We start from the raw sequence: 12,607 nt of genomic DNA on the forward strand, positions 1-12,607 counted from the left end.
TGCTGCCGGGACTGACCTCATCGCGAGCAGGCTCGCTCCCACAGTTGATCTGTTATGAACACAACATCGGTGTTCGCCACAAATCCCATGTGGGAGCGAGCCTGCTCGCGATTGGAGGCGCCGCGGTCTAGCGGTCCGGCGCGATCAACTCACACAACCGCGCCGTCGCCTCGATCATCTGCCCACTAGGCCGCTCCAGCCCCTTGTCACTGACTAACAGCAGCCGCCCCTGCGCCACCGCCGCCAGCTGCGGCCAGGCTTTCCAGGCGTCGAGCTGGGCCTGGTCTGTGGCCAGGATGATCTGCGGATTGCGCTGCAACACTGACTCCACACTCACCTGCGGCGCCGGCAGGGTCAGGTCGGCAAACACATTGCGCGCCCCGCAAACCGCCAGTGCATCGCTGATGATCTGCTCGCCGCCAACGGTGTACAGCGGCCGGTCCCAGACCTGATAGAACACCGGCAACGGCGTGTCGCGCCGGTAGCGCTGACGCAATGCCTCAAGACGCCCGCGCAGCTGCGCCGCTCGTCTCGCACCCCGCTCCGGGCGGCCGAGTTGCGTGGCGATGTCTTCTACTTGGCTGATGAGCTGGTCGAGACTGTGGGGCTCGGTGACATAGACAGGAATCTTCAATCCCTTGAGCTGCCGGCGTTGGGCCTGGCCGACGCTGCCGGGCCAGAGCAGGAGCAGATCGGGCCTGAGACTGAGCAAGCGCTCCATGTCCAATTGCCCATAACGCCCCACAGAAGGCAGGTCTTTCAACGCCAATGGCCGCTCGCCGCCATCCAGCACGCCCACCAGCAGGTCGGCGGAATCCAGTTCAACCACGATTTCAGACAGGGACGGAGCCAGGCTGACCACACGCTGGGCCGCCACCGTCGAGGCGCTGACGGCCAACAGCAGGACCGCCAGGCAGCGGATCATCAACCGAGCTGACGCGGGATGCGATACAGGTAGAACAATACCGTCGTGGACAACGCCAGCAGCATCAACGGCACCGCTTCCAGGCCCACGAACACCGCCAGGGCGCCGATCCAGGCCGGCAGGCCGGCAGCGAGAAAGGCCACACGCCGCCGGGCTGCCAAGGCGATCCAGGCTTGGGGCTCTTCGGGGGTGTCGAGGGCTTTTTGGGTGGCGATCAACGCGTGTTTGTAAGCGCCAAAGAAGCGCAGGCTGACAAACATCGATGCCACGCCAGCGATAAACAGCGGCATTGCCAGCACCGGCAGAATCGCTTCACCCTGGCCGAATACCGCGTTGATCACGAACAGCGGTAGCAAGGCCAGCGCCAGGTATTGCCACCAACTGACGGACAGTCGCCGCCGGACCTGACCGCGCGTCACGCCCGGTCGACCTCGCCCTGGTGCTCGTTACCCATCATGTGGTCGAGCTTGCTGGCCTTGGTCGCCAGGTAAAGTTTGTTGTGGGGGTTGTGCCCGGTGTGCAGTGGCACGCGTTCGGCCACCACGATGCCCATATCGGTCATCGCCTTGACCTTGCGCGGGTTGTTGGTCATCAAGCGCAACGCCTTGACGCCCAGATGTTCGAGCATTGGCAGGCAGATGCTGTAATCCCGCAGGTCGGCGGCAAACCCCAGGCGCTCGTTGGCTTCCACGGTATCGGCGCCGCCATCTTGCAGCTCATAGGCACGAATCTTGTTCAGCAGGCCAATGCCGCGACCTTCCTGGCGCAAGTAAAGCAGCACGCCACGGCCTTCGCGGGCAATGGCCCGCAGCGCGGCCTCAAGTTGCGAGCCGCAATCACAGCGCTGGCTGAACAAGGCATCGCCGGTCAGGCATTCAGAGTGCAGGCGGCCCAGTACCGGGGCACCGTCGGCGAAATCACCCAGGCTCAGCACGACGTGCTCGCGGCCGGTGGCTTCATCGAGAAAACCATGCATGGTGAATTGCGCAAAGGGCGTTGGCAGCTTGGAAGCGGCAACAAAAACGACAGGCACCGGTGTGCTCCTGATCTATTACTGGAGATTCGCAGAGGCGGGCATTGTAACAGCACGTCCCGACCGACGCTCAGGCTGAATTATCGGCCATAACCATCGAAAAGATTGATTACGCCTTCGGTGGCCTGCCGTGGTCGTCGAAGGGATAGGGTTGCTTCCAGCGTTCGAATATCGGCTTCAGTCGACCGTTTTTCACCAGTTCTGCCATGCGCCGGTCAAACAGGTCCCGGAGCACCCGACCGTTTTCGGTGTCGGCGAAGCCCAGGTAAAGCGGCAGGTTGATCAACGGTGAACGCTTGAACTGCTGGGGATTCTCGGCCTTGGCAAGCAAGTTCTCGATTTCCATCAACGCATCGATATAAAAATCGGCGCGGTCATGGACCAGCATCGGCAGGATACCCACCGCGCGGTGAATTTCGTTGAATTTGCGGATACCAGGCAGATAGCTGTCGTATTCGTAGCCACGCATCCACACCAACCGATAGTTGCCGACCGTCTCCAGTGTCGGGGACGGTTTGGAGGCTAGCCCCAAGGCGTAGATGTGATCGATATCGTAGTGCCATTTGGGATAAAGCACCCCCTCCGACTCATCGAGATAAGCACCGACCTGCACGTCGACCTCACCGCGCTGCACCAGCCCGATTGAACGGGTATAGGGCACGCTGCGGGTTTCCAGCCGCACGCCGACGGGCTCGAACACTTCACGCAAGATGTCCCACGCCATACCCTTGCCATCGGCCTGGGAGTAATCCTCCCACTCTTCGCTGGCCGCGCGCACCTTGCCGGGCAGCGTCGTCGCCTCGACCGCCCGCGCACCGAAACAGAGCCCTAGACACAACAACAGAAGCAGCGCACGGCTTACATTCATGCCTGAATCCCTCAGGTAAAACACCACACCAATCCTTGCATAGCCAGCCAGGCGAAAACGCCAGCCAATACATCGTCAAGCATGATGCCGACGCCTCCGTGCACCTTTCGGTCGATCCAGCGAATCGGCCAAGGCTTGAGAATGTCGAAGAAGCGGAACATCAGAAAACCCGCCAGCAGCCAATACCATCCTTCAGGCACCAGCCACAGGGTGATCCACATGCCGACCATTTCGTCCCAGACGATACCCTCATGATCGTGCACCCGCAGGTCATCCGCCACCTTGCCGCACAGCCAGAAGCCGAACAGCATGGTGATGCCGAGCATCAGCCAGTAGCCCCAGTCCGGCAACATCTGCCACAACGGTATGAAGGGTAGCGCAACCAGCGAGCCCCAGGTGCCCGGAGCTTTAGGTAAAGTGCCCGAACCGAAGCCGAACGCCAGGAAATGCCAGGGATTACGCCAGACCGAGGGCGGAACGAACTCCGCCGGGACCTGGTTGGGATGATCTGTCACGGTGTCTCCCGAAAATGTTGATAGCCCCGAATTTGTGGAGTGATGTCGCGTCCATCGCTGTCGAGCAGCGTGACACCTTGCCCGGCCACCACGCGGCCGATCACATGGATTGGCCAGCCCTCGGCCTGCAACGCCACCAGTCGGACAGGCGGCAAGGTGAACAGCAACACGTAATCGTCACCACCGCTCAATGCGGCATGCGCGGCATTCTCTCGGCCCAGGAACGTTACCAAAGCCTTGGACAATGGCAGGTGGTCGCGCTCAACTTGCAAGGCCACACCTGACGCCAGGGCGATATGCCCGCAATCGGCCAGCAGGCCATCGGAGATATCCATCGCCGCGCCAGCCTTGCCCCGCAGTGCCAGACCTAGGTCGATTTGCGGGCGTGGCGACCAATAATGCGCCAGCAACGGCTCAGCGATATCAGGTTCGGCAGTGCGCTGCCCCAGCACGAGCGGCAATGCGCCAGCGCCATTGCCCAGCTCGCCACCGACACATAGCCAATCACCGGGCTGCGCGCCGCCGCGAGTCAGGGCCTGGCCGGATGGCACGCGACCGAACACCGTCAAGGTCATGCTCAGCGGCCCACGCGTCGTGTCACCGCCCACCAGCGCGACATCACACGCTTGGGCCATCAGGTTCAAACCGCGGGCATAGGCTTGCAACCAATCGGCGGTCACCGTCGGCAAAGTCAGGGCCAGGGTAAATGCAAAAGGAGTAGCGCCCATGGCGGCCAGGTCACTGACCGCCACGGCCAGCGAGCGCTGGCCGAGCAGGAACGGGTCGCAAGGGTCTGGAAAATGCACGCCGGCCACCAGGGTATCGGTGGACACCGCCAACTGCTCCCCGGGTGGAACGGCCAGCAAGGCGCAGTCGTCGCCGATCCCGAGCGCAACGCCCTCGCCGCCCTGCGCACAAGACGCGGCGGCGAAGTAATGACGGATCAGCTCAAACTCACCCATTGGGATAACAAGCGCCAATCAGCGCTTGAACGCCTTCACTTCAGCTTCACGCAGACGCGGGGCCAGCTTGTCGAGTACACCGTTGACGAACTTGTGACCATCGGTGGAACCGAAGACTTTCGCCAGCTCGATCCCTTCGTTGATCACTACGCGGTACGGAACATCGACGCGCTGCATCAGTTCCCAGGTGGACAAGCGCAAGACGGCCAGTTCAACCGGGTCCAGCTCTTCGATGGTCAGGTCCAGGCAAGGGGCCAGGGCAATGTCGATCTCGGTCTTGTGGGCCGGGACGCCGTGCAGGATCTCGCGGAAGTACGCGCCATCAACGTCACTGAAATCGTTGTCGACCCGAAACTGCGCTTCGATCTCGTTCAGCGATTGCTTGGCCATGTGCCATTGATACAGCGCCTGGGTCGCGAGCTGACGGGCTTCGCGACGCTTGACGCTCTTCGAAGGCTTGCCGGCATCGGCTGGCTTGGGATCGCGCGGGTTGAAACGATCGCTTTCGTCGCTAATCACTTGGCCTCCAACTGCGCCAGCAGGCTGACCATTTCCAGGGCGGACAGGGCGGCTTCGGCGCCTTTGTTACCGGCCTTGGTGCCGGAACGTTCAATGGCTTGCTCGATGGAATCAACGGTCAGCACGCCGAAGGCGACCGGCACGCCGAACTCCATGGACACCTGGGCCAGGCCCTTGGTGCATTCGCCGGCCACGTATTCGAAGTGCGGAGTACCGCCACGAATGACAGCGCCCAGGGCGATGATCGCCGCATATTCGCCCTTTTGAGCGACTTTCTGCGCAACCAGCGGAATTTCGAAGGCGCCAGGCGCACGGATGATGGTGATGTCGCTTTCGCTCACGCCATGGCGAACCAGGGCATCGACCGCACCGCCAACCAGGCTCTCAACCACGAAGCTGTTGAAACGGCCCACTACCAGAGCGTAGCGGCCTTGAGGGGCGATGAAGGTACCTTCGATGGTCTTCAGGGTCATTCGTCAGATCTCTTAAAGAGCCAGAGCGCGTTCGAATACGCGCTCCTTTGGTGATATTAGCCACGAATACAGGGCCGTAGATCCCGTCATGAGTTCACTTGCACATCTTTTGTGGCGAGGGCACTTGCTCCCCGCCGAGCTGCGTCGTAGGAGCTGTCGAGTGCAACGAGGCTGCGATCTTACCCCAGACAATTGAGTCGAGAGCGAAAGATCAAAATCAAAAGATCGCAGCCTTCGGCAGCTCCTACGTCCAGCGGGAGCAAGCTCCCTCGCCACAATGAATCTAATCAAGCCTTAAGTGAACAATAATGCCGAAATCCGCAGGCCATTATTCGGAGGGCACGTATTCTACAACTTCCAGGTCGAAACCGGATATCGCATTAAATTTCATCGGTGCGCTCATCAGGCGCATTTTTCGTACACCCAGGTCCCGCAGGATCTGCGAACCGGCGCCGACGATGCTGTAGGTGGTCGGTTTTTTCACGATGGTGTTATCGCCGGTTTCACGGATGTGCGCCAGCAGCACGTCGCCATCGAGCGGGTGCCCGAGCAGCAGGACCACGCCGCTGCCGGCCTCGGCCACCGCGGCCATGGCGGCCCGCAGGCTCCAGCGACCGGGCTGTTTGACCATCAGCAGGTCGCGCAGCGGGTCCATGTTATGCACGCGCACCAGGGTCGGTTCTTCGGCACATACGGTGCCCAAGGTCAGCGCCATGTGCACGTCGCCCTCCACCGAGTCACGGTAGGTCACCAGGTTGAACTGGCCCAGTTCGCTGTCCAGCGGCTGCTCGGCAATCCGCTGAACGGTACGTTCGTGGATCATCCGGTAGTGGATCAGGTCGGCGATGGTGCCGATCTTGATGTTGTGTTCGGCGGCAAAAGCTTCGAGTTCCGCGCGACGGGACATGGTGCCGTCGTCGTTCATCACTTCGCAGATCACGCCGCTGGCCTCGAAACCGGCCATGCGCGCCAGGTCGCACGCCGCTTCGGTGTGGCCGGCGCGGGCCAGGGTACCGCCGGCCTGGGCCATCAGCGGGAAAATGTGCCCGGGGCTGACGATGTCTTCGGCCTTGGCTTCTTTCGCGGCGGCGGCCTGCACGGTGCGCGCACGGTCAGCAGCAGAGATGCCGGTGGTCACGCCCTCGGCGGCCTCGATGGACACGGTGAACTTGGTGCCGAAGCCGGAACCGTTGCGCGGCGCCATCAATGGCAGCTTCAAGAGCTCGCAGCGTTCGCGGGTCATGGGCATGCAGATCAGGCCACGGGCGTGCTTGGCCATGAAGTTGATGTGCTCGGCCTTGCAGCACTCGGCGGCCATGATCAGGTCGCCTTCATTCTCGCGGTCTTCGTCATCCATAAGGATGACCATCTTGCCTTGGCGGATGTCTTCAACCAGTTCTTCGATGCTATTGAGCGCCACGCGGCACCCCCTTGGGTCAGGATTTGAGGTAGCCGTTGGCGGCCAGAAAGCTTTCAGTGATGTTACCGGCTGCCGGTGTTGCGGCCTTGTCGCCCAACAGCAGGCGCTCCAGGTAACGGGCCAGCAGGTCAACCTCCAGATTGACCCGGCGACCGGGCCGATACGAAGCCATGATGGTTTCGCTCAATGTATGGGGAATGATGGTCAGCAGGAATTCGGCGCCATCCACCGCATTGACCGTCAGGCTGGTGCCGTCGACGGTGATCGAGCCTTTATGGGCAATGTACTTGGCCAGCTCTTTCGGGGCGCGGATGCGAAACTCCACGGCCCGGGCGTTATCGCTGCGCGCAACCACTTCACCCACGCCATCGACGTGGCCGCTGACTAGGTGCCCGCCCAACCGGGTGGTGGGGGTCAGGGCTTTTTCCAGGTTGACCGGGCTGCCACTCTTGAGATCGTTCATGGCGGTGCAGTCGAGGGTTTCGCGGCTGACGTCCGCCAGGAAACCATTGCCCGGCAGTTCGACGGCGGTCAGGCACACGCCGTTGACCGCGATGCTGTCGCCCAGTTTGACGTCACTCAGATCGAGCTTGCCGGTTTCGACATGGACCCGCACGTCGCCACCCTTGGGGGTCAGTGCACGGATGCTGCCGATGGATTCGATGATGCCGGTGAACATGGAGTCCTCCTCGAGAACGGGCCGCCGCTTGAGCGAAAGCCGGGAATTATACGCTCGCCTGCGCGACGGGAACGGCGGTGACTCGCCAGTCATCGCCCACGGCACGGATTTCGGTGATTTTCAGTTCTGGAGCGTCTTTCATCTGCGCCAGCGGCCAGTCCAACAGTGGCCGCGCCGAAGAACCGAGGAACTTGCCGGCGATGAAAATCTGGAATTCGTCCACCAGCCCTTGCCGGGCGAAAGCCCCTGCCAGGCGCGGACCGGCCTCCACCAGCACTTCATTGACATCCCGGGCCGCCAACGCCACCAGCAACCGACGCAGATCGACCTGACCGTCATCGCCCGCCACGATCATGCATTCGGGACCGTTGGCGTACTGTTCTTCCACCGCCATACAAGTAGCGACCAGCGCCGGGCCAGCCTTGAAGAACGGCGCATCCAGCGGCACCCGCAGGCGACCGTCCACCAGCACCCGCAGCGGCGGACGGCTCATGATCAGCGCGGTCTGCGCGGCATCCAGCCCGAGTTCATCGGCGCGCACGGTCAGCCGGGCGTTGTCGGCCAGCACCGTATCGGCGCCGGTCAGCACCACACTGGCTTGGGCCCGCAAGCGTTGCACCGCCGAACGGGCGGCCGGCCCGGTAATCCATTGGCTTTCGCCACTTTCCATGGCGGTGCGGCCATCGAGGCTCATGGCGAGCTTGACCCGCACGAACGGCAAGCCGTGCTCCATGCGTTTGAGAAAACCCTGGTTGAGCAGGCGCGCTTCGCCTTCCAGCACGCCGCTTTCAGTAGCGATACCGGCCTGGGCCAAGCGTTGCAGACCGCGACCGGCTACATCCGGGTTCGGGTCCTGCATCGCCGCTACCACCCGCGCCACGCCGGCATTGACCAATGCATCGGCACAGGGCGGTGTGCGCCCGTGATGACTGCAGGGTTCGAGGGTTACGTAGGCCGTGGCGCCCCGGGCCTGCTCACCGGCGGCGCGCAGGGCATGGACTTCTGCATGGGGTTCGCCGGCGCGAATGTGCCAGCCTTCGCCGACCACTTGCCCGTCACGCACGATCACACAACCTACCCGGGGATTGGGATGCGTGGTGTAGTGACCGCGCCGCGCCAGTTCCAGGGCGCGGGCCATGTATTGGGCGTCGAGGATGGCCTGTTGCGCCGGGCTGGTCATTCTTTCACCGGTTCGCGGGCCAGGCGGTCGATTTCTTCGCGGAATTCGTTCAGGTCCTGGAAGCGCCGGTACACCGAGGCGAAACGGATGTAGGCGACTTCATCGAGCTTCTGCAGCTCGGCCATCACCAGTTCTCCGACCACCAGGGATTTAACCTCGCGTTCGCCAGTGGCCCGTAGCTTGTGCTTGATGTGCACCAGCGCCGCTTCCAGGCGCTCGACGCTCACCGGGCGTTTTTCCAGGGCGCGCTGCATGCCCGCGCGCAGTTTTTCTTCATCGAACGGCTGGCGACTGCCGTCGGTTTTGATCAGGCGCGGCAACACCAGTTCAGCGGTCTCGAACGTCGTGAAACGTTCGCCGCAGGCCAGGCATTCGCGGCGGCGGCGGACCTGTTCGCCCTCGGCGACCAGTCGCGAGTCGATGACTTTGGTGTCGTTGGCACCGCAGAAGGGACAGTGCATGGTGGCAGGCAACAAAAAAAGGGAGGGCCATGGTAGCGCATCCCACTGGCAAGACAAGCCATAGGGTTTACGGTATACAGACGGGGTTACCGTCAGCCCCCTGGAATTTACCTTGCTGGAGCCACACATGCCGCTACGATCGCTCATTTTGCTCAGTCTATTCAGCCTGCTGATGGCGTGCAGCAGCGACGCCCCCAAACCCGATGCCCCCGCCCCGGCCAAGACCCCTGCGCCGAAACAGGCCCAGGAAAAAGCCCGCCAGGCCGCCGAACTGGGACCGCTGCCGGCGCATCAGCGGGAGTTGAGCGGCACCCTGCAAGGGATACCGGCCGGGGCCGAGGTCGAACTGGCGCTGCTGGTGATCGATGACAAGGACCGGCCGCAACAATTGCTCGCCAGCTCCAGCCTGATCGGCAATAACCAGGCCCTGCCCTTTCGCCTGCGCTTCAACCCCGAAGCCTTCCCGGTTGGCGCTCGCGTGGAACTGCGCGGCCGCGCCAGCCAGTCGGGCCAGTTGATCCTGCATCTGCCGGAGCAACGCATCAGCCAGCCGACCACTCAGGCGCTGGGCTCGCTGCAATTTGTCAAAGCGCCATGAATTCACCGCAAGACCTGCAACACGCATTGGGCCAGTTGCTTGGAGACGCGCACCTGGTGGCTTGCCCGCTGCCTGGCACTGACCTGAAACTGTGGCTGATCGACGGCGATAACATGGACCGCGCGTTCAGCCCGGAAGAAACCCGGCGCATTCTCCACGAGCCACCTTACTGGAGCTTCTGCTGGGCCAGCGGCCTGGCCATGGCACGCTATCTGGTCGAACAGCCGCATTGGGTCGAAGGCAAGCGGGTGCTGGACTTCGGCGCGGGCTCCGGCGTCGCGGGTATCGCGGCGCTCAAGGCCGGGGCGCTGGAAGTGGTGGCCTGTGATCTGGATCCGCTGGCGCTTGCTGCGTGCCAGGCCAACGCCCTGCTAAATGACGTAACGCTTGGGTATTCGGAGGATTTTTTCGCTGAGGATAATCGCTTCGACCTGATCCTGGTCGCGGATGTGCTTTACGACCGTGCCAACCTGCCGTTACTCGACCAGTTCCTCAGCCGTGGCCGCGAGGCTCTGGTGGCCGACTCCCGGGTGCGGGACTTCCAGCATCCGCTGTACCGGCGCATCGAAATGCTCCAGGCCATGACCCTGCCGGATCTGGCCGAGCCCGAGGAGTTTCGGCATGTGAGCCTGTACCACGCGCGGCGTCAGCCTTAAAAGCATCGCGAGCAGGCTCGCTCCCACAGGGTTTCGTGCCGGATACAAAATGTGTGTTCATCACAAATCCCCTGTGGGAGCGAGCCTGCTCGCGATAGCGCCCTATCAGACACCACAAGACTAAAGTCCTGCGCTTTCAGCTCCCCCCACCAAGCCGTATAGTTGCCTCATTCAAAGCGTTCTACGAGATTCCCATGACCCAGGACACCCCATACATCTTCGACGCCACCACCGCCGATTTCGACCAGTCGGTGATCGCCAACTCTTTTCACAAACCGGTGCTGGTGGATTTCTGGGCCGAGTGGTGCGCGCCGTGCAAGGCGCTGATGCCGATGCTGCAGGGCATTGCCGAGAGTTATCAGGGCGAACTGCTGCTGGCCAAGGTCGACTGCGACATCGAGCAGGACATCGTCGCCCGCTTCGGCATTCGCAGCTTGCCTACCGTGGTGCTGTTCAAGGACGGCCAGCCCGTCGACGGTTTCGCCGGGGCCCAGCCGGAGTCCGCCGTGCGGGCGATGCTCGAACCTCATGTACAGATGCCGCCTCCGGCCGCCGCCGACCCGTTTGACCAGGCCCAGGCGCTGTTCGACGAGGGGCGTTTCGCTGATGCCGAGGCCGTACTCACTGCACTGCTGGGGGAAGACAATACCAACGCCAAGGCCCTGATCCTGTATGCCCGTTGCCTGACCGAGCGCGGTGAGTTGACTGAGGCACAAACCGTGCTCGACGCGGTGAAAAGCGATGAGCACAAGGCCGCACTGGCCGGGGCCAAGGCGCAGATTCAGTTCCTCGGCCTGGCCAAGGATCTGCCGGACGCCGCCGATCTCAAGGCCCGCCTGGCGAAAGATCCGCAAGATGACGAAGCGGTGTATCAACTGGCAATCCAGCAATTGGCCCGCCAGCAGTATGAGCCGGCCCTCGATGCGCTGCTCAAGCTGTTTATCCGCAACCGCAGTTACAGCGAAGGCCTGCCCCACAAGACCTTGCTGCAAGTCTTCGAATTGCTGGGCAACGACCATCCGCTGGTGACGACCTATCGCCGCAAGCTGTTCGCGGCGTTGTACTAAATACACCGCACACCCCTGTAGGAGCTGCCGAAGGCTGCGATCTTTTGATCTTTTAATCTTTTGATCTTTCGCTTGGGATTCAAGCGTCAGGGGTAAAGATCGCAGCCTCGCTTCGCTCGTCAGCTCCTACACGGCTCCTATACGGTTTCGTGCCAGCTGTAGAGCGGTGTATCGCCGCCGCTGATGACTTTCACGTCCGGGCTATGGCGCAAGCGCACTAACAGGCGTTTGCCGGCCGGGGCGCTGCCGGTCAGGCCTTCGAGCTGTTCCAGCAGGTCCGGGCCGCTCAACTGCCCGGCCTTGCGCAGCAGCTCCCTGGCGATCTGCCACAAGGCATCGTCCTGACTGGCCGGCCGGCTCGCAGGCGTCGCCGCGTTATCGGGTTTGACCGCTTGCAACTGCGCGCCGAGCTGCGCCCAGTCGCCCTCATCCATGTCGATCGACAAGTCCACCGGCCAATCACCGACGGTTCCGCGTATCCGCAACATTACCGTGCTCCTGAAAATTTCATGTGCCCATGCTCCCATGGGCCTTGCGCGACGCCAAGCAGCCGGTCAAACTCTGCGCACTTTCGTTATAAGATTACATAACAGAACACTCATTTTATCTGGAGACTCGTCATGCGCCGTCTGCTTCTCGCCCTGCCGTTCGCCCTGCTGCCCTTGGCTGTCGCCCATGCGGCGGTCGAGCATGACCACGATCATGATCACGAGCACGGCAGCCTCGGCGCCCATGAACACGGTGTCGGCCGGCTGAATGCCGCACTGGATGGCCAAACCCTGGAACTGGAGCTGGAAAGCCCGGCGATGAACCTGGTGGGCTTCGAGCACGCCGCCACCAGCGATGCCGACAAGGCCAAGGTCGCCGCCGTGCGTGCGCAACTGGACAAGCCGCTGGCGCTGTTCAGCCTGCCCGCCGCCGCCAAATGCACCGTGGCCCAGCAGGAGCTGGAAAGCCCGTTGTTTGGCGATGAACCGGACCACGATGACCACGACGAAGATGACCATGGCGACGAACACCACGGCGAACACAGTGAAATCCATGCCCATTACCAGTTCACCTGCGCCACACCAGGGGCACTGAAGAACCTGGACCTGGCGACACTGTTCAAAACCTTCCCGGCCACCCAGAAAATTCAGGTACAACTGATCAGCCCGAGCGGCCAGCAAGGCGTGGAAGTGACGGCCAAGGCACCTGCCCTGAAGTTCTGAATACACTGAATCCCTCATGTGGGAGCGGGCTTGCTCGCGA

17 protein-coding genes are annotated in these 12,607 nt (G+C 62.4%); 4 read left to right on the forward strand and 13 right to left on the reverse strand.

Annotation, left to right across the window (positions count from 1 at the left end; genetic code table 11):
• Positions 1-127 precede the first annotated feature (127 nt).
• From BM132_RS25195 to nrdR, 12 genes are all read right to left on the reverse strand, one after another.
• Positions 128-925 carry a cobalamin-binding protein gene (locus tag BM132_RS25195; protein WP_092459515.1) on the reverse strand — a complete coding sequence of 266 codons (798 nt, stop codon included), beginning with the start codon at positions 923-925 and terminating at the stop codon, positions 128-130.
• A complete protein-coding gene (locus tag BM132_RS25200) occupies positions 925-1,344 on the reverse strand; it encodes a hypothetical protein (RefSeq protein WP_047229737.1) in 420 nt (139 codons plus the stop codon). Before BM132_RS25200 ends, BM132_RS25195 begins: the two co-directional genes overlap by 1 nt.
• Complete coding sequence (gene ribA / locus BM132_RS25205; protein WP_092459517.1) at positions 1,341-1,958, reverse strand: GTP cyclohydrolase II; 618 nt, start codon at positions 1,956-1,958, stop codon at positions 1,341-1,343. Before ribA ends, BM132_RS25200 begins: the two co-directional genes overlap by 4 nt.
• A gap of 109 nt (positions 1,959-2,067) precedes the next feature.
• On the reverse strand, positions 2,068-2,826 hold the full coding sequence (locus BM132_RS25210; RefSeq protein ID WP_092459519.1) for a substrate-binding periplasmic protein: 759 nt from the start codon (positions 2,824-2,826) through the stop codon (positions 2,068-2,070).
• Between the two features lie 11 nt (positions 2,827-2,837).
• Positions 2,838-3,341, reverse strand: coding sequence for a phosphatidylglycerophosphatase A family protein (locus BM132_RS25215; RefSeq protein WP_092394784.1), 504 nt, complete (start codon positions 3,339-3,341; stop codon positions 2,838-2,840).
• A complete protein-coding gene (thiL, locus tag BM132_RS25220) occupies positions 3,338-4,303 on the reverse strand; it encodes a thiamine-phosphate kinase (protein WP_092459521.1) in 966 nt (321 codons plus the stop codon). Before thiL ends, BM132_RS25215 begins: the two co-directional genes overlap by 4 nt.
• 18 nt (positions 4,304-4,321) lie before the next feature.
• On the reverse strand, positions 4,322-4,822 hold the full coding sequence (gene nusB, locus BM132_RS25225) for a transcription antitermination factor NusB (protein WP_047229742.1): 501 nt from the start codon (positions 4,820-4,822) through the stop codon (positions 4,322-4,324).
• Positions 4,819-5,295 carry a 6,7-dimethyl-8-ribityllumazine synthase gene (gene ribE, locus BM132_RS25230; protein ID WP_047229743.1) on the reverse strand — a complete coding sequence of 159 codons (477 nt, stop codon included), beginning with the start codon at positions 5,293-5,295 and terminating at the stop codon, positions 4,819-4,821. Before ribE ends, nusB begins: the two co-directional genes overlap by 4 nt.
• 328 nt (positions 5,296-5,623) lie before the next feature.
• Positions 5,624-6,715: a bifunctional 3,4-dihydroxy-2-butanone-4-phosphate synthase/GTP cyclohydrolase II gene (gene ribBA / locus BM132_RS25235; RefSeq protein ID WP_092459523.1), complete on the reverse strand. Its 1,092-nt coding sequence runs from the start codon at positions 6,713-6,715 to the stop codon at positions 5,624-5,626.
• A 16-nt stretch (positions 6,716-6,731) separates the two neighbouring features.
• Entirely contained in the window at positions 6,732-7,394 is a 663-nt protein-coding gene (locus tag BM132_RS25240) for a riboflavin synthase (RefSeq protein ID WP_047229745.1), read from the reverse strand.
• 46 nt (positions 7,395-7,440) lie between these two features.
• On the reverse strand, positions 7,441-8,574 hold the full coding sequence (ribD, locus tag BM132_RS25245) for a bifunctional diaminohydroxyphosphoribosylaminopyrimidine deaminase/5-amino-6-(5-phosphoribosylamino)uracil reductase RibD (protein ID WP_092459525.1): 1,134 nt from the start codon (positions 8,572-8,574) through the stop codon (positions 7,441-7,443).
• Positions 8,571-9,035: a transcriptional regulator NrdR gene (nrdR, locus tag BM132_RS25250; protein ID WP_013694316.1), complete on the reverse strand. Its 465-nt coding sequence runs from the start codon at positions 9,033-9,035 to the stop codon at positions 8,571-8,573. Before nrdR ends, ribD begins: the two co-directional genes overlap by 4 nt.
• 127 nt (positions 9,036-9,162) lie before the next feature.
• On the opposite strand from nrdR, the gene BM132_RS25255 reads away from it, so the two are divergent.
• The 3 genes from BM132_RS25255 (at position 9,163) to trxA (ending at position 11,356) form a co-directional block, all read left to right on the forward strand.
• Positions 9,163-9,633 carry a YbaY family lipoprotein gene (locus BM132_RS25255; protein WP_092459527.1) on the forward strand — a complete coding sequence of 157 codons (471 nt, stop codon included), beginning with the start codon at positions 9,163-9,165 and terminating at the stop codon, positions 9,631-9,633.
• Complete coding sequence (locus BM132_RS25260; protein ID WP_092459529.1) at positions 9,630-10,289, forward strand: class I SAM-dependent methyltransferase; 660 nt, start codon at positions 9,630-9,632, stop codon at positions 10,287-10,289. The genes BM132_RS25255 and BM132_RS25260 overlap by 4 nt, the downstream gene beginning before the upstream one ends.
• Before the next feature lie 194 nt (positions 10,290-10,483).
• Complete coding sequence (gene trxA, locus BM132_RS25265) at positions 10,484-11,356, forward strand: thioredoxin (RefSeq protein WP_092459531.1); 873 nt, start codon at positions 10,484-10,486, stop codon at positions 11,354-11,356.
• A gap of 137 nt (positions 11,357-11,493) precedes the next feature.
• Here the strand turns inward: trxA and BM132_RS25270 are convergent, their stop codons facing one another.
• Positions 11,494-11,844 (reverse strand): hypothetical protein, encoded by a 351-nt coding sequence (locus tag BM132_RS25270; RefSeq protein WP_092459533.1) that lies wholly within the window; start codon positions 11,842-11,844, stop codon positions 11,494-11,496.
• A 132-nt stretch (positions 11,845-11,976) separates the two neighbouring features.
• Between BM132_RS25270 and BM132_RS25275 the strand changes: the two genes are divergently transcribed.
• Positions 11,977-12,567, forward strand: coding sequence for a DUF2796 domain-containing protein (locus BM132_RS25275; protein ID WP_092459535.1), 591 nt, complete (start codon positions 11,977-11,979; stop codon positions 12,565-12,567).
• Positions 12,568-12,607: the final 40 nt, after the last annotated feature.

The organism is Pseudomonas sp. NFACC45 (assembly GCF_900113505.1).
GTDB lineage: Bacteria > Pseudomonadota > Gammaproteobacteria > Pseudomonadales > Pseudomonadaceae > Aquipseudomonas > Aquipseudomonas tehranensis.

Excerpts from the sequence above, each read along its gene's own strand:
- thiL (WP_092459521.1), bottom strand. The coding sequence starts at position 4,303 with ATGGGTGAGTTTGAGCTGATCCGTCATTACTTCGCCGCCGCGTCTTGT.
- BM132_RS25195 (WP_092459515.1), bottom strand. The coding sequence starts at position 925 with ATGATCCGCTGCCTGGCGGTCCTGCTGTTGGCCGTCAGCGCCTCGACG.
- trxA (WP_092459531.1), top strand. The coding sequence starts at position 10,484 with ATGACCCAGGACACCCCATACATCTTCGACGCCACCACCGCCGATTTC.
- BM132_RS25240 (WP_047229745.1), bottom strand. The coding sequence starts at position 7,394 with ATGTTCACCGGCATCATCGAATCCATCGGCAGCATCCGTGCACTGACC.
- BM132_RS25270 (WP_092459533.1), bottom strand. The coding sequence starts at position 11,844 with ATGTTGCGGATACGCGGAACCGTCGGTGATTGGCCGGTGGACTTGTCG.
- BM132_RS25275 (WP_092459535.1), top strand. The coding sequence starts at position 11,977 with ATGCGCCGTCTGCTTCTCGCCCTGCCGTTCGCCCTGCTGCCCTTGGCT.
- BM132_RS25260 (WP_092459529.1), top strand. The coding sequence starts at position 9,630 with ATGAATTCACCGCAAGACCTGCAACACGCATTGGGCCAGTTGCTTGGA.
- ribE (WP_047229743.1), bottom strand. The coding sequence starts at position 5,295 with ATGACCCTGAAGACCATCGAAGGTACCTTCATCGCCCCTCAAGGCCGC.
- nrdR (WP_013694316.1), bottom strand. The coding sequence starts at position 9,035 with ATGCACTGTCCCTTCTGCGGTGCCAACGACACCAAAGTCATCGACTCG.
- BM132_RS25210 (WP_092459519.1), bottom strand. The coding sequence starts at position 2,826 with ATGAATGTAAGCCGTGCGCTGCTTCTGTTGTTGTGTCTAGGGCTCTGT.
- BM132_RS25255 (WP_092459527.1), top strand. The coding sequence starts at position 9,163 with ATGCCGCTACGATCGCTCATTTTGCTCAGTCTATTCAGCCTGCTGATG.
- ribD (WP_092459525.1), bottom strand. The coding sequence starts at position 8,574 with ATGACCAGCCCGGCGCAACAGGCCATCCTCGACGCCCAATACATGGCC.